General features: G+C 71.1%; 20 protein-coding genes and 1 other RNA gene. 12 read left to right on the top strand and 9 right to left on the bottom strand.

All coding sequences use genetic code 11. The features are described 5' to 3' along the window. Nucleotides 1-58 precede the first annotated feature (58 nt). The 4 genes from rnpB to AB0F17_RS17785 form a co-directional block, all read right to left on the bottom strand. Nucleotides 59-454, bottom strand: an RNA gene (rnpB, locus tag AB0F17_RS17800) — RNase P RNA component class A. 59 nt (nt 455-513) lie between these two features. Next, nucleotides 514-1,752: a bifunctional RNase H/acid phosphatase gene (locus AB0F17_RS17795; protein ID WP_358023591.1), complete on the bottom strand. Its 1,239-nt coding sequence runs from the start codon at nt 1,750-1,752 to the stop codon at nt 514-516. Beyond that, on the bottom strand, nt 1,749-2,489 hold the full coding sequence (locus AB0F17_RS17790; protein WP_358023588.1) for a C4-type zinc ribbon domain-containing protein: 741 nt from the start codon (nt 2,487-2,489) through the stop codon (nt 1,749-1,751). The genes AB0F17_RS17795 and AB0F17_RS17790 overlap by 4 nt, the downstream gene beginning before the upstream one ends. Before the next feature lie 2 nt (nt 2,490-2,491). Then, nucleotides 2,492-3,289, bottom strand: coding sequence for a Nif3-like dinuclear metal center hexameric protein (locus AB0F17_RS17785; RefSeq protein WP_358023877.1), 798 nt, complete (start codon nt 3,287-3,289; stop codon nt 2,492-2,494). 117 nt (nt 3,290-3,406) lie between these two features. Here AB0F17_RS17785 and AB0F17_RS17780 point away from each other — a divergent pair, with 117 nt between their 5' ends. The 6 genes from AB0F17_RS17780 to AB0F17_RS17755 all read left to right on the top strand — a co-directional run bounded on the left by AB0F17_RS17780 (nt 3,407) and on the right by AB0F17_RS17755 (nt 10,560). Beyond that, entirely contained in the window at nt 3,407-4,846 is a 1,440-nt protein-coding gene (locus tag AB0F17_RS17780; RefSeq protein ID WP_358023585.1) for an NAD(P)/FAD-dependent oxidoreductase, read from the top strand. 42 nt (nt 4,847-4,888) lie between these two features. Beyond that, nucleotides 4,889-5,671 (top strand): GNAT family N-acetyltransferase, encoded by a 783-nt coding sequence (locus tag AB0F17_RS17775; protein WP_358023582.1) that lies wholly within the window; start codon nt 4,889-4,891, stop codon nt 5,669-5,671. A 70-nt stretch (nt 5,672-5,741) separates the two neighbouring features. Next, complete coding sequence (locus AB0F17_RS17770; RefSeq protein WP_358023579.1) at nt 5,742-7,172, top strand: Nramp family divalent metal transporter; 1,431 nt, start codon at nt 5,742-5,744, stop codon at nt 7,170-7,172. Nucleotides 7,173-7,206: 34 nt separating this feature from the next. Beyond that, nucleotides 7,207-8,205, top strand: a complete 999-nt coding sequence (locus tag AB0F17_RS17765) for a zinc-binding dehydrogenase (RefSeq protein ID WP_358023575.1) — start codon at nt 7,207-7,209, stop codon at nt 8,203-8,205. A gap of 141 nt (nt 8,206-8,346) precedes the next feature. Next, complete coding sequence (locus AB0F17_RS17760; protein WP_358023572.1) at nt 8,347-9,309, top strand: YafY family protein; 963 nt, start codon at nt 8,347-8,349, stop codon at nt 9,307-9,309. 105 nt (nt 9,310-9,414) lie between these two features. Next, complete coding sequence (locus AB0F17_RS17755) at nt 9,415-10,560, top strand: C45 family peptidase (protein WP_358023568.1); 1,146 nt, start codon at nt 9,415-9,417, stop codon at nt 10,558-10,560. On the opposite strand, the gene AB0F17_RS17750 is transcribed toward AB0F17_RS17755, so the two are convergent. From AB0F17_RS17750 to AB0F17_RS17740, 3 genes are read right to left on the bottom strand one after another with little or no spacing between them, the layout of a single operon-like run. Next, on the bottom strand, nt 10,532-12,016 hold the full coding sequence (locus tag AB0F17_RS17750; RefSeq protein ID WP_358023565.1) for an AMP-binding protein: 1,485 nt from the start codon (nt 12,014-12,016) through the stop codon (nt 10,532-10,534). The genes AB0F17_RS17755 and AB0F17_RS17750 overlap by 29 nt on opposite strands. Continuing rightward, on the bottom strand, nt 12,016-13,101 hold the full coding sequence (locus AB0F17_RS17745) for an acyl-CoA dehydrogenase family protein (protein ID WP_358023563.1): 1,086 nt from the start codon (nt 13,099-13,101) through the stop codon (nt 12,016-12,018). The genes AB0F17_RS17750 and AB0F17_RS17745 overlap by 1 nt, the downstream gene beginning before the upstream one ends. After that, nucleotides 13,098-14,264, bottom strand: coding sequence for an acyl-CoA dehydrogenase family protein (locus tag AB0F17_RS17740; RefSeq protein WP_358023559.1), 1,167 nt, complete (start codon nt 14,262-14,264; stop codon nt 13,098-13,100). Before AB0F17_RS17740 ends, AB0F17_RS17745 begins: the two co-directional genes overlap by 4 nt. 159 nt (nt 14,265-14,423) lie before the next feature. Between AB0F17_RS17740 and AB0F17_RS17735 the strand changes: the two genes are divergently transcribed. The 4 genes from AB0F17_RS17735 (at nt 14,424) to AB0F17_RS17720 (ending at nt 18,631) form a co-directional block, all read left to right on the top strand. Then, nucleotides 14,424-15,647 (top strand): HAMP domain-containing sensor histidine kinase, encoded by a 1,224-nt coding sequence (locus tag AB0F17_RS17735; protein WP_358023556.1) that lies wholly within the window; start codon nt 14,424-14,426, stop codon nt 15,645-15,647. Nucleotides 15,648-15,650: 3 nt separating this feature from the next. Further along, nucleotides 15,651-17,000: a HAMP domain-containing sensor histidine kinase gene (locus tag AB0F17_RS17730; RefSeq protein WP_358023553.1), complete on the top strand. Its 1,350-nt coding sequence runs from the start codon at nt 15,651-15,653 to the stop codon at nt 16,998-17,000. A gap of 11 nt (nt 17,001-17,011) precedes the next feature. Continuing rightward, a complete protein-coding gene (locus AB0F17_RS17725; protein WP_358023550.1) occupies nt 17,012-17,611 on the top strand; it encodes a TetR family transcriptional regulator C-terminal domain-containing protein in 600 nt (199 codons plus the stop codon). A 66-nt stretch (nt 17,612-17,677) separates the two neighbouring features. After that, nucleotides 17,678-18,631, top strand: coding sequence for a diiron oxygenase (locus AB0F17_RS17720; protein WP_358023547.1), 954 nt, complete (start codon nt 17,678-17,680; stop codon nt 18,629-18,631). Between the two features lie 2 nt (nt 18,632-18,633). Here AB0F17_RS17720 and AB0F17_RS17715 read toward each other — a convergent pair whose 3' ends face one another. Beyond that, complete coding sequence (locus AB0F17_RS17715) at nt 18,634-19,392, bottom strand: class I SAM-dependent methyltransferase (protein WP_358023544.1); 759 nt, start codon at nt 19,390-19,392, stop codon at nt 18,634-18,636. 152 nt (nt 19,393-19,544) lie between these two features. On the opposite strand from AB0F17_RS17715, the gene AB0F17_RS17710 reads away from it, so the two are divergent. Next, nucleotides 19,545-20,123: a copper resistance CopC family protein gene (locus tag AB0F17_RS17710; protein WP_358023542.1), complete on the top strand. Its 579-nt coding sequence runs from the start codon at nt 19,545-19,547 to the stop codon at nt 20,121-20,123. Next, on the top strand, nt 20,120-21,145 hold the full coding sequence (locus tag AB0F17_RS17705; RefSeq protein WP_358023539.1) for a CopD family protein: 1,026 nt from the start codon (nt 20,120-20,122) through the stop codon (nt 21,143-21,145). Before AB0F17_RS17710 ends, AB0F17_RS17705 begins: the two co-directional genes overlap by 4 nt. Here the strand turns inward: AB0F17_RS17705 and AB0F17_RS17700 are convergent. Next, a complete protein-coding gene (locus tag AB0F17_RS17700) occupies nt 21,103-22,290 on the bottom strand; it encodes a hypothetical protein (protein WP_358023536.1) in 1,188 nt (395 codons plus the stop codon). The two genes, AB0F17_RS17705 and AB0F17_RS17700, sit on opposite strands and share 43 nt — an antisense overlap. Nucleotides 22,291-22,335: the final 45 nt, after the last annotated feature.

Below are 22,335 nucleotides of genomic sequence, written 5' to 3'. Positions count from 1 at the left end.
CGTCGCGACGTGCGACCCCTATGCCCGCGAAGACAGGGAGCATGAGCGCTTGCTGTGTGAGACGAGCCGGCCTGTAGGCCGGGTTCTGTCCTTCGCCGAAACGAAGGGGCGACCATCCATCTAGGGCCGTCGTTGCCAGCGGCCTCAAGCGGTCTACCCGCGCGGCTCGGGCGGGCAGCCCTCGAACGTCGCGCGCAGGACGCTCCGGAGAGCGTCCCTTCTTGACCTTGCTCCGGGTGGGGTTTACCTAGCCGCCCACGTCGCCGTGGGCGCTGGTGGTCTCTTACACCACCGTTTCACCCTTACCTCCCGAGAGATCGGGAGGCGGTTTGTTTTCTGTGGCACTGTCCCGCGGATCGCCCCGGGTCGGCGTTACCGACCACCCTGCCCTGTGGAGCCCGGACCTTCCTCGGCGGGCCCGCGAAGGGCCCGACGCGGTCGCCCGGCCGGCTCGTCTAGCTGGAAGTTTACCAAACCTCCGTAGATCTTCTGTCGGTCTGCAGGTCTGAGGGATCAGCGAAGGTGAGAGGTGTCGTTGAAGGACTTCACCACGGACTGGCCGTCGGCGTAATGCTCGATCAGCGACAGGCACGCCAGATCCAGGTGCATCCGGTACAACGTCACCGGAGGCGCCATCAGCGCGAACCGCAGCAGCGTCTTGATGGGCGTCACGTGCGAAACGATGAGCACCGTCCGGCCCTCGTACCGCTCGACCAGGCGCTCCTCCGCTCGCCGGATGCGCTGGGCCACCGCCTCGAAGCTCTCGCCGCCGGGGGGTGCGGTGTTCGGGTCGGCGAGCCAGGCGGCCAGTTCGGCGGGCCAGCCGCGCTGGACCTCCGTGAACGTGTGGCCTTCCCAGGCGCCGAAATCGGCCTCTCTGAGGTCGTCGTCCACTTCCACGCCGAGTCCCGTGCGCTGGGCGACCGCCTCCGCGGTCTGCCTGGCGCGCTTGAGGGGGGAGCTGACGATCGCGTCCAGGCGGTACGGCTCGCGGGACAGGCGCTCGGCGGCCGCGGCCGCCTGGGCCAGGCCGTTGGCGGTGAGTTCGGCGTCGCCCAGGCCGGAGAAGCGGCGTTCGACGGACAGCGGGGTCTCGCCGTGCCGCAGCAGGAGCAGGGACGTCGCCACGCGGGTCGGTGGGCTCCACCCGGTGCCGCTGTTCCGCTGCTGGGCGGTGGCCAGGGAGGCGGAGGGGGCCGACAGGTCGGCCGGGGTGCCCGAGTCGGTCGAGGTGGATCGCGGGGAGGTGCGGGGCTCAGCATGTACGACCGAGGTGGATCGCGGAGAGGTGCGGGACTCAGCCTGTACGACCGAGCCGCCCGCCCGCCACGCCAGGCCCTTGGCCGCGGCGTCCATCGCCTCGTTGGCCAGCCGGTCGGCGTGCCCGTTCTGTTCGCGCGGGATCCAGGTCCACTCCGTCACCCGCAGCCGCCTGGCCAGTTTGCCGGCCTCCAGGGCGAGCGGGCGCAGGCCCTCGTTCTTGATCTTCCAGCGGCCGGCCATCTGCTCGACGACCAGTTTGGAGTCCATGCGTACCGCCACCGGGACCCCCTCGCCCCCCAGGTCGAGCACCGCCGTCAGCCCGGCGATCAGCCCGCGGTATTCGGCCACGTTGTTGGTCGCGACGCCGATCGCCTCCGCCGCCTCCGCCAGCACCTGGCGGTCGGCGGCGTCCATGACCACGGCGCCGTAGCCGGCGGGCCCGGGGTTGCCGCGCGAGCCGCCGTCCGCTTCGACGATGTAGGAGGTCACAGGCCCGACTCGGGCATACGTACGAGAATGCGGCGGCATTCCTCGCAACGCAGCACCTCGTCGTGCGGCGCGGCCTTGATGCGGTTCATCTCGGCGATCGACAGGGCCACCTTGCAGCCCTGGCACCGGCCGCCCCTGAGCATGGCGGCGCCCACGCCGTACTGACCCTTGAGCTTGGTGTAGAGCGTGAGCAGGTCGGCGGGGATCTCACCGGCGACGCCGGCGCGCTGGGTCTGGGTTTCGCCCGCTTCCTTGTCGATGTCGCCGAGCAGGGCGTCGCGGCGGTCTTCGACGACGGCGCGGGTGGCGGAGAGCTCGTCACGCTGCGCGGCCAGGTCGACAGCCTTGCTGTCGGCCGCCTCGCGGCGTTCCATGATCTCCAGCACGATCTCTTCGAGGTCGCCCTGGCGCTTCTGCAGGGAGGCGATCTCGGACTGGAGGCTCGCCAGGTCCCTCGGCGAGCCCACGCTGCCGGAGTCGAGCCGCTTCTGGTCGCGGTCGGCGCGGCTGCGGACGGCGTCGACGTCGTTCTCGGCCTTGGTCTGGTCGCGGGCCAGGTCGCCGGCCTGGGTCTCGGCCTCGATCACGTCGGTGGCGAGCTTGGCGTATCGCTTCGACTGCTCGTCGATCTCCACCAGCTCAGGCAGGGTGCGGCGGCGGTGCGCCAGCCGGTCGACCACGGAGTCCAGGTCAGCCAGGTCGAGCAGTCGCTTCTGGGCTTCAGGGGCTGCTTTCATGATCAATATCCTCTTGTCCAAGCATCGGTGACCGTGGCGGAGACACGCGTCTCAACGGTAACGCCACTCGAACCCAGGATGGACGCGGCGCTGTCGAGCCATGGCCACTCGGTGGCCCAATGCGCGGCGTCGATCAGCGCCGGCCCGCCCTGCTCGACGAACTCGCTGGCCGGGTGGTGTCTCAGGTCCGCGGTGAGGAACACGTCCACCCCCGCGGCGCGCGCCGTACCGAGGAGGGAGTCGCCCGCTCCCCCGCTGACGGCCACGCGCGCGACGCGACGGGACAGGGCGCCCGCCACGCGGATGCCGTGCGCGGTCTCCGGCAGCCCGGCGACGGCCCGCTCGGCGAACTCCCCCAGCGTCATCTCCGACGGCAGGTCGCCGATGCGGCCGAGCCCGCGCCACGGGTCGTCGGGGAACGGGCGCAGCGGCACCAGATCGCCGGTCAGGCCGACGGCGCGGGCCAGGGCGTCGGAGACGCCGGGGTTCGCCACGTCGGCGTTGGTGTGGGCGGTATAGAGGGCGATGTCGTTCTTTATCAGCTTGTGGAGGAGGCGGCCCTTGGGCGTGGTCGCGGCGACGCTGGTGGTGCCGCGCAGGTAGAGGGGATGGTGGGTGACGATCAGGTCGGCACCCCACTCGACGGCCTCCTCGGCGACGGCCGCCACCGGGTCGACCGCGAACAGCACCCGCCGCACCTCCTGCGCCGGATCTCCGCAGACCAGGCCCACCGCGTCCCAGGACTCGGCCCGGGCGGGCGGGTAGGCCGCCTCGAGCTCCTCGATCACATCCGCCAGCATTGCTCCAGCCACCTGCGCAGACTACCGGCCGCGCGGCCCGGGTACGTGAGCGGCGAAGGGTGTCGTCCGAACGAGGTTCGGCGTACCGTAAGTGGATCCTGACACGCGGAGGACGCCATGGCACCCAGGGTCGCGATCATCGGAGCGGGTTTCGGCGGCCTGTGCATGGCGATCCAGCTCGAACGGGCCGGGATCCGCTCCTACACGGTCTTCGAGAAGGCGGCCGATCTGGGCGGCACCTGGCGCGACAACAGCTACCCGGGCGCGGGCTGCGACATCCCGTCGCACCTCTACTCCTACTCCTTCGAGAAGTACGCGAGCTGGACCCGCCGCTACCCGGAGCAACCCGAGATTCTCGCCTATTTAACGCACTGCGCCGATAAATACGGCGTCAGGAGGAAAATCCGCTTCAGCAGCGAGGTCGAGCGGGCCGTCTTCGACGGCTCCCACTGGCAGGTCAGCACGTCCGGCGCCACCGAGACCTTCGACGTCGTCGTCATGGGCGTCGGCCAGCTCAACCGCCCCCACTTGCCCGACATCCCGGGAATGGACGACTTCGCGGGCACGTCCTTCCACTCCGCCCGCTGGAACCACGACCACGATCTCACCGGCAGGCGGGTCGCGGTGATCGGCAACGGCTCGTCGGCCGCCCAGCTCATCCCACGCGTCGCCGCCGAGGCCGGGCACCTGACCGTGTTCCAGCGCACCCCCAACTGGGTGATCCCCAAGCCCGACGCCATCTTCGGCCCCCTGACCAGGCTCGCCTTCCACTTCGTCCCCGGCCTCCAGCGCGCCTACCGCGAGTGGATCTACCGGTACGCCGAAGGCACCCTCTACCCCGCCCTGGCACAGGGCTGGAGCGTCGGCCTGCTCAAGAAGCGGGCTCTCGACCACCTGCGGAACCAGGTCCCCGACCCGGCGCTGCGCGCCAAGCTCACCCCCGGCTACCCGCCGGGCTGCAAGCGGATCGTCATCGACAGCGCCTTCTATCCCGCCCTGACCAGGCCGAACGTGGACGTGGCGACGGAACGGATCGCCCGGATCACACCGAAGGGCATCCAGACCACCGAGGGCCTGTACGAGGTGGACACCATCGTCTACGCCACCGGGTTCAAGAGCACCGAGTTCCTCGCGCCGATGGAGGTCACGGGACGGAGCGGCCAGTCGCTGCGGGAGCGGTGGAAGGGCGGGGCGGAGGCGTACCTGGGCATCTCGGTGCCGGACTTCCCGAACCTGTTCCTGCTGTACGGGCCGAACACCAACCTGGGCCACAACTCGATCATCTTCATGATCGAATGCCAGGTGAACCACATCATGTCCTGCCTGCCGTACCTGTCGGAGAAGGGGCCGATCGAAGTGCGGCCCGAGGTGATGGCGGCGTGGAGCAGGCGGCTCGACGCGGCGATGGCGCGGATGGTGTGGGGCGACGGATGCCAGAGCTGGTACAAGACGGCGGACGGCCGCGTCACGAACAACTGGCCCGGCCCCACGACGCTCTACCGCCGGTTGACGGCCCGGCCGCCGCGCACCGCTTACCGTCCGGCCGGCTCCATATAGCGCCGATGCACCGGTTCCTCACGGAACGGGTAGGTACACCCAATGACGAGTGTGGAAGCGGCCGCCGCCCGCGAAGCGGCCGAGAAGACCGGTGTGACGATCCGCGAGCTGCGCGAGGTCCACGAGTTCGAGGACGTCTACCGGCTGTATGACGACATCTGGCATCCCGACCCGCGCAACGCGCCCGTGCCGGTGGAGTTGATGATCGCCTTCGCGCACGCGGGCGGCTACGTGGCCGGGGCGTACGAGGGCGACAGGCTGGTCGGGGCCTCGGTGGGCTTCCGCGCGGCGGACCGGACGCTGCACTCGCACGTGACGGGGGCGGCGATCGGGCGCGGCATCGGCTACGCGCTCAAGCTGCACCAGCGGGCCTGGTGCCTGGAGCGCGGGCTGGTCAGGGTCACCTGGACGTTCGACCCGCTCGTGCGCAGGAACGCCCGGTTCAACCTGGTCAAGCTGGGCGCCCGGCCGGAGCGCTACCTGGAGGACTTCTACGGTGTCATGGCCGACGCGATCAACGAGGGCGACGCGTCCGACCGGCTGCTCGCCGTCTGGCGGCTGACCGAGCCGCCGCCGGAGGCCGCCGCCGGGCCGTACACCTGGGGTGTGGACGTGGACGGGGCGCGGCCGGTGGTCGGCCGTACGGACGGGGTGGTGGTGCTGGTCGAGACACCGTACGACATCGAGACGCTGCGCCGTGAGGACCCGGAGGCGGCCCGTGCGTGGCGACTGGTGGTGCGGGAGGTGCTCGGCGGGCTGATGGGGTCGGGCGCGCGGGTCACGGGTTTCACCGAGGACGGGGAGTACGTGCTGGAGAAGAGTTGACCGGGCTATTCCACTGGTGTTACTGATCTCTGTAATGCGATGCTCACGCACGTCGAGCAAGGAGATCGGCATGGCGGAGTTCACCCCGACCGTTCCTGCGCGAGTCCTACCGCCCGTCACCGTCCGCGACCTGCCTGACCCCCCTCGAACGACCTGGCGCATCATCGGCCCCGGCCTGGTGGGCGCGGGGGTCGGGCTGGCGTCCGGCGAGTTCATCCTCTGGCCGTACATCGCCTCCCAGGTCGGCCTGGTGTTCGTCTGGGGCGCCGCGATCGGCATCATCACCCAGTGGTTCCTCAACATGGAGATCGAGCGCTACACGCTGGCCACCGGCGAGACCGCGCTGACCGGCTTCAGCAGGATGTGGAGGCACTGGGGCCTCGTCTTCGTCCTGATGACGCTCTGCTCGAACCTGTGGCCCGGCTGGGTGACCACGTCGGCCACGATGATGACCTACCTGACCGGCACGGGCGCCGGCAGCGTGCGCTGGATCGCGATCGGCATGCTGCTGGTGATCGCGATCGGGCTGACGATGGCGCCCGTCATCTACATCCTGCTGGAACGGGTGATCTTCGTGAAGATCGCCCTGGTGCTGACGCTCGCGGTGGTCGCGATCCTGTTCGCCATCAACGCCGAGAGCTGGGTCGCGCTGGGCAAGGGCCTGACCGTCGACGCGCGCTTCCCGGTGCCGCCGCTGGAGTTCGCGCTGCTGATGGGCGCGATCGCCTACGCGGGCGCGGGCGGCGGCCAGAACCTGTGCCAGAGCAACTGGATCCGCGACAAGGGCTTCGGCATGGGCCTGTACGTGCCGCGCCTGGTCAGCCCGGTCACCGGCCACGACGAGGCGGCCGCGTCGACGGGCTACCAGTTCGCGCCGACCAAGGAGAACCTGGCCCGGTGGCGGCAGTGGTGGCGCTTCGCGAACATCGAGCAGGCGTCGACGTTCGCGCTGGTGTCGTTCCTGACGATCGCGCTGATGTCGATGCTCGCCTACTCCACGGTGTTCGGTAAGCCGGGGCTGGCCAACGGCATCGGGTTCCTCCAGGTCGAGGGGGAGGCGCTGAAGGCGACGGTCGGGCCGTGGTTCGGCGTGTTGTTCTGGGTGATCGGGGCGCTGTCGCTGTTCGCCTCGGCCATGGGCATCGTCGACTACACCTCCCGGCTCGCCTCCGACACGATCAAGACCGTCTACCTGCGGGACAAGGCCGTGTCCGTGAACCGCGTGTACTTCATCGTGGTGTGGGCGATGGCCCTGCTCGGCATCACGATCCTGCTGCTCGGGTTCGACCAGCCGCTGATCCTGCTGGTGTTCTCGGCCGGCTTCGCGGCGGTGATGATGTTCGTCTACTCGATCCTGCTGATCGTCCTGAACCGCGGGTCGCTGCCGGCGGCCATCAAGGTCAGGTCCTACCGGCTGGGCGCGCTCGTCTGGTCGGTCGCCTTCTTCGGCACGCTCACCGTGCTGACCGTGATCCAGCAGGCGCAGAAGCTGTTCGGTTGACCTCAACCGAGGTTGAGGTAACAGACTCGGGGCCATGAACATCGTCGAGGTGACAGGTTTCGGTGGTCCCGAGGTACTGGAGGTCAGACAGGCCCCGGATCCGGTGGCGGGTCCGGGGCAGGTGGTGATCGGCGTCTCGGTCGTGGATGTGATGTCCATCGACGCGCAACTGCGGGCGGGATGGGGCAAGGAGTGGTTCCCGCTCCGGCCGCCGTTCGTGCCCGGCACGGGGGTGGCCGGGCGGGTGCTGTCCGTCGGCGCGGGGGTCGACCCGGCGTGGACGGGGAGGCGGGTGGCCGCGCTCCTCCCGGCCGGCGGGTACGCCGAGCGGGCGGTGGCCGGGCTGGACACGCTGGTCGCGGTGCCCGACGGGGTGGGCCCGCGCGAGGCGGGCGCGCTGATCCAGGTGGGTCCGGCGGCGCTCAGCCTGATCGACGCCGCCGAGCTCAAGCCGGGGGCCCGCGTGCTGGTCACGGGCGCGGGCGGGGCGCTGGGCCTGCCTCTGGTGCGCCTGGCCGCCGCAGCGGGCGCCGACGTCACGGCCGCGGCCCACGACCCGGCCAAGCGGGCGGCCGCGGAAGGGTTCGGCGCGACCGCGACGCTCGACTACAGCGAGCTCACGGGGCACTCGGATTCAGGGGGCGCGGACCCCGACGGCTCCGCCTTCGGCGACGCGGGCGGTTTCGACGTCGTGTTCGACGGTGTCGGCGGCCAGGTCGGGAGCGCGGCGTTCCATCTGGTGGCGCGCGGCGGGACGTTCTTCGCCTACGGCGTGCCGAGCGGCTCCACCGCCCAGGTGGACCCGGGCGAGGCCGAGGCGCGGGACGTCCGCCTGGTCGGCATGGAGCAGGTCCAGTTCACTCCTGAGCGGTTCAGGCGGCTGGCCCAGCGGACGATGGCCGAGACGGCGGCGGGCCGGCTCGCCACGGTGATCGGCCTGGCCGTGCCGCTGGAGCGGGCGGCCGAGGCGCACGCCGCCCTGGCCTCCAGGGAACTGGTCGGCAAGGCGGTGCTGCTGGTCACCGCCGAGTAGTTCCCGCTGGTCGGCAAGGCGGTGCTGCTGGCCATCGCCGAGTAGCCCCCGCTGGAGCGCACCGCCGCCGCGCGGCGACGCAGCGAGATCGTCCTTGAATACGGAACGAACCTTTCCGCGATAGCGGGCAGACTGGCAGGCATGCTGAACACCTCGGCCCGCCTGCTCAAACTGCTCTCCCTGCTCCAGGCGCACAAGGAGTGGTCGGGGCCCGAGCTGTCCGCGCGGCTCGGGGTCTCGACCAGGACGATCCGCAACGACGTCGAGCGGCTGCGCAGCCTCGGCTACCCGGTGCACGCCACGCCGGGCGTCGCGGGCGGCTACCGGCTCGGCGCCGGGGCCGCGCTGCCGCCGCTGCTGCTCGACGACGAGGAGGCCGTGGCGGTGGCCGTCGGGCTCGGCCGGGCGGCGGGCGGCGGCGTCCAGGGCATCGAGGAGACCTCGGTGCGCGCCCTGGCCAAGCTGGAGCAGGTGCTGCCGTCGCGGCTGCGGCGCCGGGTCAACGCCCTGAACACCTACACGGTCCAGATCCCCGGCGGCGGCCCGTCGGTGGCGCCCGAGGTGCTGACCACGATCGCCAACGCGGCCCGCGACCACGAACGGCTCCGCTTCGACTACACCGGCCACGACGGCTCCTCGACCACGCGCGACGTCGAGCCGCACCGGCTCGTGCACCGGCGCGGTCGCTGGTATCTGGTCGGCTACGACATCGAGCGGCGGGACTGGCGGACGTTCCGGGTGGACCGCCTCGTTCCGCGCGTACCGGCCGCGGGGCCGCGGTTCACGCCCCGCGAACTGCCGGGCGACGGTGACGTGGCCGCGTACGTGGAGAAGGGCGTGAACACGGCGATGTGGCGCTACCACGCGACGGTGCTGCTGCACAGCCCGGCCGAGGCGGTGCGCCGGCTGCCGCTGGAGCTGGAGGTCGAGCCGGTCGACGAGGCCACCTGCCTGGCCCGGCTGGGCGGCGACGATCTGCACGGGATGGCCGTGTGGATCGGGTTCATCGGCGTGGACTTCGAGGTGCTCGACCCGCCGGAGCTGGCCGAGCACGTCCTGCGCCTCTCGGAGCGCTACCGCCGCGCGGTACGCGACCCTCACTGACGGGGACGGCACTGACCGGGACGGCACCGACCGAGACGGTCAGCGGACGGGGACGGTCAGCGGACGGTAGGAGAACGGTCAGCGGACGGCGGCAGCCTGGCGGGCATGAAGAACATGCAGCAGATCGCCGGCGGCCGGAACGACTTCCAGCTCGTCCGGCACCTGACCCTCCACGGCAGCCAGGCCGAGATCGGCCGGGCGCTCACCGAGGAGGCCCGCCGGCTCGGCTGGGCGCCGACGCCGCTCGACCCCGCCGTCAACCGGGCCCGCCGGACCTGGTTCGAGCGGCACTGGCCGCAGCACCACGCCCGCATGGACGGCGCCGCCGCGGCGCTCGGTCTCGACCCCGACCCCGACCCCGACCAGGACGAGCTGGCCCTCGACGGGCTGAGCTACGCGCCCGCGGGCTCGGGCTGCTCGGCGCTGTGGTGCCCGCCGTCCGCGAGCACCGACGGCCACGGCAGGGTGGGCCGCAACTACGACTTCTTCACCGTGACGGCCAGCGAGATCATGGGCCAGGCGCCGCGGCCGGGCGAGCTGCCGATGTCGTCCAGGCCGTACGTGATCACCACGGTGCCCGACACCGGCCTGGCCTCGACCGTCATCACGATGTCCGAACTCGACGGCTGCATGGACGGCGTCAACGAGGCCGGCCTGGTCGTCATGCTGCTCATCGCCGACATCGTCACCGCCGCGCCACCGCGGGACCCCTCGCCGCAGGTCGGGCTGGGCAGCGTGCAACTGCCCAGGTTCGTCGTGGACACCTGCGAGAACGTGGAGCAGGCCAAGCAGGCGCTGCTCGGCGCGAAGCAGTACGACCACGGCGCGCCGCTGCACTACCTCGTCGCCGACGCGCACGGCGGGGCGTTCGTGTGGGAGCGGGGCACGGACGGCAAGGAGCACATCATCGAGTTCGGTGACGCGCCGCTGTGCGTCACCAACCACCCGCTGCACCTCAACCCCGACCCGATGAACCTGCCCCCGGACACCGAGGCCAGCCTGCGGACGTTCGGGCGGCTGCGCTCACTGTACGAGCGGAGCAAGGGCGCCACCATGTCGCCGGCCGACCTGCGCAAGAGCCTGGGTGAGGTGGGGCCGGACATGGACCTGCCGTTCCGCACGATCTGGAGCACGGTGTTCGACACGGCCGACCGTACGCTGTCGACCCGCTTCTACCTGGGCGACGGGCCGGACGGGCCGCGCTACACCGACGAGCTGGTCTTCACCGCGCGTCCAGGAACTCCTGCCTGACCTTGGACCGGGACAGCTTCCCCGTCGGCGTGCGGGGCAGCGCGTCCCGGTACTCGATCACCTTCGGGTGCTTGAACCGGGCGATGCGCGGCTCGCAGTGCCGCAGCAACCGCGCGGTGAGCTCGGCGTCGCCCGTGACGCCCGCCACGGGCTGGACGAGGGCGACCACGTTGTGCCCCCACTCCTCGTCGGGCACCCCGATGACGGCCACGTCGGCCACGGAGGGGTGCTCCAGCAGCGCGGCCTCGATCTCGGCCGGGTAGATGTTGACCCCGCCGGACACGATCAGGTCGGTGCGCCGGTCGCACAGGAACAGGAAGCCGTCCTTGTCCAGGAAGCCGATGTCGCCGGGGGTGTACCAGTCGCCGCGCATGCTGGCGGCCGTCTTCGCCGGGTCCTTGCGGTACTCGAACGTGCTCATGCTGGACTTGACGTAGATCATGCCCGGCTCGCCGGGCGGCAGCTCCGCCCCGGCCTCGTCGAGGATCTTGGCCTCGAACGTGGGTGCCGGCCTGCCCACCGTGCCGGGCCGCTCCAGCCAGTCCCGCGGCTTGACCGAGAAGGCGATCGCCGACTCGGTCGAGCCGTAGTACTCGTAGAGCACCGGCCCCCACCAGTCCATGATCCCCTGCTTGACCGCCACCGGGCAGGCGGCGGCGGTGTGGATGACCTGCCGCAGGCTCGACACGTCGTAGCGCGCCCTGACCTCGGCGGGCAGCCGCAGCATCCGGTGGAACATGGTCGGCACCATCATCGCGTTCGTCACCCGGTGGCGCTCGACCAGCTCCAGGATGTTCTCCGGCTCGAAGCGCGGCGTGATCACCACGGTGTGGCCGAGATGCAGCGCGAACTGCGTGTGGGCGCACGGCGCCGAGTGGTACATCGGCGAGGTGACCAGATGCACCGCCTCGCCGGGCACCAGGTCCACGATCTCGCCGAGGAACCACACGTAGAGCGGGACGAGCGCCTCGGGCTCGGCTCCGGGCAGCCGCCGCTGCACGCCCTTGGGGAAGCCGGTGGTGCCGGAGGTGTACCACATGACCGCCCCGGCCATCCGCCCGCCGGGCGCGTCCGCGGGCTGCCCCTGGGCCAGCCCGGCCGTGCCGATCTCGCTCCCGGGTACGTGGCCGTCCGCGGTGACCACGATCTTGGCGTCGCAGTCGTTCAGGATGTAGGTCACCTCCGCCTCGGTGAGATGCCAGTTGATCGGCACGTAGTAGAGGCCGATCTGCCCGGTGGCCATGATCATGATCACCGCGTCGAGGCCGTTCGGCAACACGCCGGCCACCACGTCGCCGTCGATGAGCCCGCGGGCGCGCAGGCCGTGCGCCACCTGGTTGACCCGGGCGAGCAGCTCGCCGTACGTGGTCCGGGACCCGTCCACGTCGATGACCGCGAGCCGGTCGGGGTCGGCGGAGGCGATCGCGTAGAAGCCGGGCAGGCCGTTGATGTCCATCACAGCTCCAGCAGGTCGGCGAGACGGGCCCGGTGGATGCGCGGCGGGCCGAGCAGCACTTCGTCGGCTTTGGCGCGTTTGTAGAACAGGTGCGCGTCGTGCTCCCAGGTGTAGCCGATGCCGCCGTACAGCAGCAGATGGTCGCGGGCCACCTCGAAGCAGGCCCGCCCCACGTACGCCTGGGCCAGCGCCGCGGCGGCGGGCAGCTCGTCCGGCGACTCGTCGGCGGCCCAGGCGGCGAAGCGGACGATCGACTCGGCCTGCTCCAGCTTGCAGTGCATGTCGGCGAGCTTGTGCTTGACCCCCTGGTAGGAGCCGATGTACCGGCCGAAGGCGACCCTGATCTTGGCGTAGGCGACGATGGCGTCCAGCGCGGCCCGCAGCACGCCGAGCTGCTCGGCGGCCAGCGCCACGGCGAGCCGGTCGCCGACGCCCGGCGCCGCCGGGCCGAGCACCCGGCCCGGCGCGCCGTCCAAGGTCACCTGGGCCTGGCCGCGGGTCAGGTCGAGCGTCTCCAGGGCGGTCCTGGTGACGCCGGGCGCGGTCAGGTCGACGGCCGTCATGACCACGCCGTCGCCGGTCAGCGCGGGCACCACGAGCACGTCGGCCTCCATGCCGCCCAGCACCTGGGCCAGCGTGCCGCGCACGGTCACCCCACCGCCGGCCTCGCCCGACTCGCCTGGCCCGCCCGACTCGCTCGATGAGCCCGATGAGGCGGTCACGTCGGAGTCGGCCGGTGGCTGGGCGAGGGTGGCCACGACGCGGCCCTCGGCGATGCCGGTCAGCAGCTCCTTGTCCGGCACCCGGGTCAGCGCGATCGTGGCGAACACCGTGGCCAGGAAGGGTCCGGGCAGCAGCGCGGCGCCCGTCTCCTCCAGCGCGACGGCCAGCTCCGCGAACCCCGCGCCCGCCCCGCCGTACTCCTCCGGGACGATCAGCCCGGACAGGCCGAGCTCGCCGTTGAGCCGCGCGTACACCTCCCGGTCGTAGCCGTCGCGGACCTTGGGCAGCGGCGAGGCCGCGGCCAGGAACGAACGGACGGCGGCGCGCAGCTCCTGCTGCTCCTGGCTGAGTACGAGCTTCACCCCTGCGTCCCCACCTTCAGGTCCTTGAACGGCACGGTCTTGTCCACCCGGGGCTCGGGCGGCAGGTTGAGCACGCGGTCGCCGATGATGTTGCGCATGATCTCGTTGGTGCCGCCGCCCAGCGACATGCCCGGGGCCTGGGAGATCGCGTGGGCCAGCGGGTGGCCGCCGACGACCGACTCGGGTCCGACGAGCCGGGTCGCGAGGTCCGCCTGGAACAGGTACAGCTCGGCCAGCAGCAGCTTGGCGGCGCTGCCGCGGGCACCGGGGAAGATCCCCGCCCTGGTCTCCTGGGAGAGGCGCTGGTTGAACAGCGCGAGCGCGCGCGAGCGGATGTGCAGCTCGACGAGCTCGTCCCTGACCAGCGGGTCGGCGGTGTCGACCACCTGGCGCAGCGCCGCCAGCGAGGTGGGGTCGTCCTTGCCCGAGCCCATGCCGACGCCCGCCGAGATCGACAGCCGCTCGTGCAGGAGGGTCGTGACCGCGACGCTCCAGCCGTCGTTGACCTCGCCGACGCGGTGCTCGTCGGGGATGGGGACGTCGTCGAAGAAGATCTCGTTGAAGTTGGCCCGGCCGGTCATGTCCTTGAGCGGCCTGACCGTCACGCCCGGATGGCGCATGTCGACCACGAACATGGTCAGGCCCTTGTGCTTGGGCACCTCGACGTCGGTGCGGGCCAGCAGGAGCCCCCAGTCGGCGTGGTGGGCGACCGAGGTCCAGACCTTCTGGCCGTTGACGATCCAGCCGTCGCCGTCGCGTACGGCCCTGGTCTGCAGGCTGGCCACGTCGCTGCCCGCGCCCGGCTCCGAGAAGAGCTGGCACCAGATCTCCTCGCCGCGCAGCAGCGGCCGCAGGAAGCGTTCGCGCTGCTCGTCGGTGCCCCGGTCGACCAGCGTCGGGCCGGTCATGCCGAGGCCGATCGAGAAGACGTAGGTGGGCAACGTGAAGTCGCGGGCCGCGGCGGCGAACGCGCGCTCCTCCGCCTGAGTCAGCCCCTGGCCGCCCCAGCGCGCCGGCCAGGTGATGCCGGAGTATCCGGCGTCGTAGAGCCTGGCCATGAAGTCCTTGGCCCTGGCGACCGGGTCGCCCTCGGGGGACTCGCCGGACGGGGCGTTGTCGAGGAGCCAGGCCCTGGCGGTACGCCGATACTCATCAAGGTTCACATCGTCTCCCTGGTATCAGTGCTCACTTACTCTAACCAGCCGGATGCGGCACGCATAGAGCGACGTTCTGTTGGCGTTTTATGCTGATTTGTCGCCGAATCTCCGTTAATTAGGATGGGGGCGACTTAGTGTGATCGGCTGATCGCCGGGGGGAAAGGTGTGGTCACACGGTTCGGGCGGTCCGTGCGTGCGCGGCTGACGCTGCTCGCGAGCCTCGCCATGGCGCTGCTGTGCGTCGTGGTGAGCGCGTTCGTGCTGTACGCGGTCCGCACCACGGCGGTCGAGTACCGCACGAACGAGGCGCTCACCGCCGCCCTGCGCGTCGTGCACCTGGTCAAGCGGGACGAGCTGCCCGCGCGGATCAGGAGCGAGGTGGACGGGATCCAGGTCGTCGACCCGGCCGGGCGCGTGGTGTCCACGTCGGAGAACCTGACCGGCCGTCCGCCCATGAGCCGGCTGACGCCCGACCACGACAACGCCGGCCGTACCCAGGTCGTCTGCGACCTGCCCGACTTCCCCGGCCGGTGCGAGATCCTGGTCGTCCTCCGCGTCTACGAGCGGGACGGCGACTGGCTGGTCTACGCGGCCAGGGCCATGGTGCCGCAGTACGTCCACCCGGCCGTGCTGGGGTTCCTGGGCGGCGACTCGCTCGCCCTTGTGGCGCTGACCTGGTTCGGGGTGTCGCGGGCGGTGAGCAGGACCCTCACGCCGATCGCCCGGCTGGAGCAGGCGGTCGAGCGGCAGCGCAGGTTCGTCGCCGACGCCTCGCACGACCTGCGCAGCCCGATCACCGCCATGCGCGTCCAGATCGAGGAGGCCATGCTGTACCCCGCCGACGCCGACTGGCGGCGAGCCGGGGTGGCGATGCTGGGCGGCCTGGACCGCCTCGAGGCCATAGTGGCCGACCTGCTGACGCTGGCCAGACTCGACGCGGGCGCCCCCGCCGATCGCGAGCCCGTGGACCTGGCCGAGCTGGCCGGCGCCGAGACGGCCAGGCGACGGTCGAAGCCGGTGATCACCGAGCTGCGGCCGGGCGTGACCGTCATGGGCGACCGGCTCCAGCTGGCCCGCCTGCTCACCAATCTGCTGGACAACGCCGAGCGCCACGCCGAGTCCCAGGTCGTGGTGTCCGTACGGCGCCACATCGGGCTGGCCGTACTCGACGTCCTCGACGACGGCGCGGGCATCGCGCCCGACCAGCGGGAGGTCGTGTTCCAGCGCTTCACCCGGCTGACCGCCGCGCGCGAGCGCGACGCCGGCGGCACCGGGCTCGGACTGGCCATCGCCCGCGAGATCGCGCTGGCCCATCAGGGCACCCTGACCCTGGAGGACTCCGACCGCGGCGCCCGATTCGTGATGCGGCTGCCGATCGCGGAGGGCTGAGGGGTGTTCGCCAGGTGGTCGCTGCGGCGCAGACTGACGATGGTCGCCCTGCTGTCCACACTGGCCGGCTACTCCGTCACCGTAGCGGTCATCACACCGCTCGTGCACGCCCTGATCACCAGTTACGAGACCGAGCACGCGGCCAAAACGGCGCGCCGGGTCGCGCTCGCCGTCCAGCGGATCCCGCCGGAGCGGATCAAGCCGATGGTGAGCACCGAGGAGGTCGACCTCATCCAGGTGGTCGACGACCAGGGCGTGGTGCGGCAGGCCAGTCCGAAGCTGCTGGGCCAGCGGCCGCTCACCACGGACACGTCCGCGGGCGACGACAACCGGGTGGACGACGTCGTCTGCACCACGCGGGTACCGGGCGGGAAGTGCCTGATCGCCGTGGGGTACCGGACGCCGGTCGACGCGACGTTCTGGATGGTCTACGCCTACGTCCCCGTCGTCCCCTGGTACATCAGCCCGCTCTACGTGCTGGGCGTACTGCTCGCCGTGCTGCTGCTCTCCGCGATCACGGCCTACGTGTCCTGGCTGACGGTGACCAGGGCGCTGCGGCCCGTCGCGAACATCAAGACCGAGCTGGCCGAGATCACCGCCACGGACCTGGGTCGCCGGGTGCCGCCCCTGCCGCACCGGGACGAGCTCGACGACCTCGCCTGGACCGTGAACCAGACCCTGGACCGGCTGGAGCACGCGGTCGAGCAGGAGCGCAGGTTCGCCGCCGACGCCTCGCACGACCTGCGCAGCCCGATCACCGCCATGCGCACCCAGATCGAGGAGGCCATGCTCCATCCGGACGAGGCCGACTGGCCGCGGACCGCCGTGGCCCTGCTGTCGAGCCTCGATCGGCTGCAGGCCATCGTCACCGACCTGCTGACGCTGGCCAAGCTCGACGCGGGCGCGCCCGGCGTCGGGGCCGACGTGGACCTGGCCGAGCTGGTCGAAGAGGAGCTGGAACGGAGGGCGCCCGGCAAGCGGGTGGAGCGGCGCCTGCGTCGGGGGGTGGTGGTGACCGGTGACCGGCTGCGCCTGACCCGGCTGCTCGCGAACCTGCTCGACAACGCCGAGCGGCACGCCGAGTCCACGATCATCGTGACCGTCGACGAGCGGGGCGGCGGGGCCGTAATGGAGGTCCAGGACGACGGGGCGGGGATCGCGCCGGACCAGCGCGAGATGGTGTTCCGCCGGTTCACCCGGCTGGACACCTCGCGCAACCGCGACGACGGGGGCACGGGGCTCGGGCTGTCCATCGCCCTCGAGATCGCCACGGCGCACGGTGGTACTCTCACCCTCGAAGATTCCGACACCGGTGCCCGGTTTGTCCTACAAATCCCCCGGGCCAGTAGTTAAAGTGGCCCGCTGTGACACGGGGTTTCAGCCGATTACGGCGTGAGGATTTACTGAAAACGGCCTGCGAGGTCATCGCCGAGCAGGGGTTCGGGCATACCAGGACGGTCGACATCGCCAGGGCCGCCGGCGTGAGCCAGGCACTGCTCTTCTACCACTTCGAGACCAAAGATCAGCTGTTCGCGCAGGCGTTCGCCTACGCCGCCCGCATCCATCTCGACCTCCTGGACGACATCGAGCGCTCGCCGAGCCCGCCGCGCGAGAAGCTGCGCGTCCTGCTGCGCCGCTCCTCCCCCGCGAGCTCGCCGGAAGGCTGGCGGCTGTGGATCGACGCGTGGGCGGAGTCCATGCGGAACAGGGAACTGGAGCAGACCTCACGGCGGCTCGACACGCGGGGCAGGGTGGTGCTGCGCGGGATCATCGAGGCCGGCGTGGCGTCGGGCGACTTCGTCTGCTCCGACCCCGAGGAGTCCACCTGGCGGATCTTCGCGCTGCACGACGGGCTGGCCATCCAGCTCCACGTACATCCCAAGGTCGTGACGCGCCGCTGGGCCACCCAGCTCGTCCGCAGGACGGCCGCCGCCGAGGTCGGCATAAGCGCGGACGATCTGTGATCCGCCTCACTCTTCCCCTGCTATTAGATGCTTCGTACAATTACCGGGCGAGGAGAGGAGCAGGCGATGACACGCGCACCGAGCTCTACCGCCGCCAGGGAGAACGCCGACCGGAGCACCTACGAGGCGGTCATCGAACGCCTCTCGAAGGCGTCGGTCGACAAGCACTGGGAGCCGTACAAGGACATCCCCTGGGACGATCCGGAGTTCCTCGTCGACCAGACCGATGCCCGCTGGGAGCTGCCCGAGGTCGACAAACTCGGCGGCCATCCGTGGTATCTCGGCCGCTCCCCCGAGACGCGGGCCAGGATCGGGCTGTGGCGGGTGGCCACGGCGATGAAGATCGGGCTGCAGTTCGAGAACCTGCTCAAACGGGGCCTGCTCAACTACGCCTATCGACTGCCGAACGGGGCCCCCGAATTCCGCTACGTCTACCACGAGACCATCGAAGAGGGACATCACGGGATGATGTTCCAGGAGTTCGTCAACCGCACGAAGCTCCCGGTGCGCGGCATGCCGGGGCCGCTCAGCCTGCTCGCGCAGGTCGCTCCCTGGATCCCGCTGATCTCGACCGAGCTGTTCTTCGTGTTCGTGCTCGGCGGCGAGGACCCGATCGACCACGTCCAGCGCAAGGTGCTCAAGGACGACCGGGTCCACCACCCGCTCGAGGAGACGATCATGCGCATCCACATCGCGGAGGAGGCCAGGCACATCTCGTTCGCCCGGCACTACCTGCGCGATCGGGTGCCGAGGATGCCGGGATACCGGCGTCTCATGCTGGGTGTGGCCTCGCCGATCATCCTGGGGATCATGGCCAGGATCATGCTGGCGCCGCCCGGGCCGATGATCAGGCGGTTCGCCATCCCGCGTGACGTGGTGGCCGAGGTGTACCTGCGTGACCCGGCGGCCAAGCGGGAGATCCGCGACTCGGTGGGCAGGACCCGCGAGCTGTGCTCCGAGATCGGCCTGGTGAACGCTCTCACCAGGCGGATCTGGCAGGTCATGGGCATCTGGGCCTGAGGTCAGGAGCGGCGGGCGATCAGCACCTCGGTGACCGCCCGCTCCTCCCACACGCCCGACGGGTTGTCGGCGACGAGCACCCGCCTGACCGCGTCGGTGAACTCCGCCACCCGGTCGCCGAGCTTGCCGGGAGTGGTGTACGAGTACGACAGCTGCAACCCGAGCACGGCATCGAGGTTCCAGGTCAGCCCCTGTTCGAACCGGCTCGACTCCAGCCGGTCGAACGGCGAGTCCACGAGCACGTCGTCGTGGTGCTCCCCGGTGGCCTGGAAGGAGTTGACCGCCACCTGCTCGTCCGACGCGAACGCGGCGCGCACCGGCCGGACGACCGGCTCCCACGGATGCTCGCCCGGGTCGCGGGAAGGTCCGATGAGGGCCACGGCGCCGTCCGGCGGCAGCAGCCGGTCCAGCTCGGCCAGTACGGCTCTGCGGTCCATCCAGTGGAACGACCTGCCCATGACGACGTCGTCGAAGGGCGGCAACGCGGCCAGCGTCGTGGAGTCGCCGGGCAACCAGCGGATGTTCGGTGTGCCGGCGGCGACGCGCCCGCCCTCGGCCAGCATGCCGGCGTCCGGGTCCACGGCGATCACCTCGCGCACGGCGGCCGCCAGCGGGATCGCCACCGTACCGGGGCCGCAGCCGAGGTCGAGCACCCGGCTGGCGGGGCCGAACGCCCGCGCCAGGCAGTCGATGGCCTCCGCTCCGTGGCCGGGCCGGTACTTGGCGTAGTAAGGGGCGGCGCCGCCGAACAGGTTCGTCATGGTGAGACGATATGCGGGTTCTGGAAACGATCGTTGGGTCCTCCCCTGTCCGAGGGCGAGGCATTCCACCGGCATTCCGACGGCGACGAGTTGGGGGTCACGTTGTGGGGCACGGTTCACCGGCCCGCCCGGCGGCGAAACTGGAGGTGTTCGTGAGGCGGCTGTGCGTGATCGTGCTGCTCGCGTTCGCCGGGGTGGGCGTCGCTCTCCCGGCGCAGGCGCACAACGTGCTGGTCGGCAGCGATCCCAAGGACGGGGCGACGCTGACCGCCGCGCCCGCGCGGATCACGCTCGTCTTCGACCAGGCGGTACGCCAGGGATACGCGCAGGTGGGCGTGACCGGCGCCGACGGGACGACGTGGGCCGACGGATCGGCCGAGGTCGCCGCCGAGAAGGTGTCGGTCAAGGTCAAACCGCTGCGGGCGGGCGGGGCCTATGTGGTGGGCTACCGGATCCTGTCGGCCGACGGGCATCCGGTCACGGGCAAGATCAGCTTCAACCTCGCGGCGGACGCCACGGCCGTACAGAAGGACTCCGGCACGCAGGCCCAAGCCGACGCGTCCGGAGCCGACGCCGCCGAGGCGGCGGCGAACGGCGGGGCAGGGATGGCCGTCGTCTGGATCGTGGGGGCGCTGCTGGTGCTGGCCGCGGGTACGGCCGTGGCCCTGCGCCGCGCCCGCACCCCGGAGCCCGACGGCGAGACGCGCGATGGCGAGAGGGCGGACGCGTGACGATCATCGCTCCCCCGAGGCCGCGGGCCGGTGGGCGCTGGGTGGTCGGGGCGTTCGCGGTGTGCGCGATCGTCGCGGCTGTTGCGGCCAGCACGTTCACCGCGCAGGAGGCGGTGCCGGGCATCCCGATGCCAGGGCCGATCGTGGCGTACGGGCTGCCGGTCGTGCGGGTGCTGCTCGATCTGGCCGCCGTGGCCGTCGTGGGGCTGAGCCTGCTGCCCAAGCTGCTCGGCTTCGACACGCCTGAGCTGACCGAGCCGGTCCTGCGCAGGACGCGGCCGCTCACCGTCACCGCCGCGTGGGCGTGGGCGGTCTGCGCACTGCTGACGATCGTGTTCCAGACGGCCGAGCTGAACCCGGGCGGCCTGCCCACACTCGGCATGATCGCCGCGTACGTCGACGGCGTCGGCACCGGCCAGGGGCTGCTGTTCAGCGCCGCGTGCGCGCTCATGGCGGCGGGCATCGGGCTGATGGCGGTGCGGTTCGGCGAGAAGGTGCCCGCCGAGCTGCGGATCATCGTGGCGTTGTTCGGCCTGCTGCCCATTCCGGTGACCGGTCACGCGGTCAACTCCGTCTGGCACGACCCCATCATGATCGCGATGGAGACGCACGTGATGGGCGCGGCGGCGTGGGCGGGCGGGCTGGTGGCGACGGCGGTGTTCGTCGCGCCGCGCCCGTCGCTGCTGGCCGTCGCGCTGCCGCGCTTCTCCAGGATGGCGACCGTCTGCCTGCTGCTGGTCGGCCTGTCGGGGCTGATCACCGGGCTCGGCACGATGGCCCTGACGCCCGGCGTGGAGCTGCCGGGCGCCATCGTGACCAGCCACTATGGCGTGCTGGTGGTGGTCAAGCTGATGCTCACCGCGCTGGTGGTGCCGCTGGCCGCGCACGTCCGGTTCCGGCTGATGCCGCTCATCCGCCGGGCCGAGCCCACGGCCGTGGTCGGCTGGGTGGCGGCCGAGGTCGCCCTGATGGGGCTGGCCTACGGCGTGGCGGTGGCGATCACCCGGGCCTCGATCGGCTGACGCCGCGTCGCGAACCACTCGCAGGCCAGCCAGGCGGCCATCAGCCCCAGCCCGGCCCAGACGGCCGACGACATGACCAGAGGCGGCGCGCCGAGCAGGCCGGTCTGCCCCTTCAGCGTGCCGTACACCTGGCCCATGACCGAGCTCTGCGCGACCAGCGCACCGTAGACGCCGGCCGTCGCCGCGGCCGCCCCGAGCACCGCGCGCACCGGCGCCAGACCACGCGAGGAAAGCCGCACCGCGAACGCGAGGTCCACGCAGAGGCCGCCGATCACCAGGAAGAACGGCACCGCGGACGGCGGGAAGCCGGTGAACGTCAGCATCGGCCAGACCACCGCCCTGAACCCCACGTAGGAGGCGGCCACCAGCGTCGCCGCGCCGAACCTGCCGATCATCATCCGGGCCACGACCAGCACGGTCACCCCGGCGACCACCGCGTACACCGGATACAGGAAATCCGGCACGGGAAGCGAGAAGCCTTTCATCATCACCCCGTCGACCGGGCGGCCCATCTGGTCGGCGGCGAACCGCAGCAGGATGTCCTCGGCGTAGGGGGCGTGGTTGTCCCAGGCGCCGATCGACAGGATGCCGTACTCCTGGTGCTGTTCGGGGAAGTGCACGTTCTCCAGGAAGAACGCGAAGAACGCGCCCAGCATGATCGTGCGCTCCCTGCCGGGCGGCGCGCCCATGAACCAGCCGCGGATCACCCCGGCGATCATGAAGAACGTGCCCGTGTAGAGCATGAGGTGGGACGGGCTCCACGAGGTGATGTCCAGGCCGTTGACCCGGTGGTTGATCAGGTCGAGCGGCACGGCGACGAGGAACACGCCGGTGCCCCACTGGATCAGCCGCAGCGCCACCTTGTCCACGCCGTAGCCGGTGTAGCCGTGGATCACGGTCAGGGCGAGGGCCAGGGCCGTACCGGCGGAGTTGAGCAGGTGGGGGGGAGCCAGGTCGTCGCGCAGCCACTTGAAGTGCCACGAGACGTCCCAGGCCGAGCCGAGCAGCTTGAACGTGAGCGCCACCAGCCAGCCGTAGTAGAGAACCCTGAACAGGTCGGGCGGCGTCTCGCGCCCCGCCTGACCTCGGGTCCAGTACGGCAAGGCCCAGTCGGCGGCGGTCTTGATGATTGCGGGAGCCTTCACGGCCGAAATCCTACGATGCCTTTCCTCGGGAACAATGCGCCCATG

It is taken from the genome of Nonomuraea sp. NPDC026600 (assembly GCF_040638335.1).
GTDB lineage: Bacteria > Actinomycetota > Actinomycetes > Streptosporangiales > Streptosporangiaceae > Nonomuraea.
The sequence above is the reverse complement of the archived record's forward strand: the minus strand, read 5'-3'. Positions and strand labels throughout refer to the sequence as shown.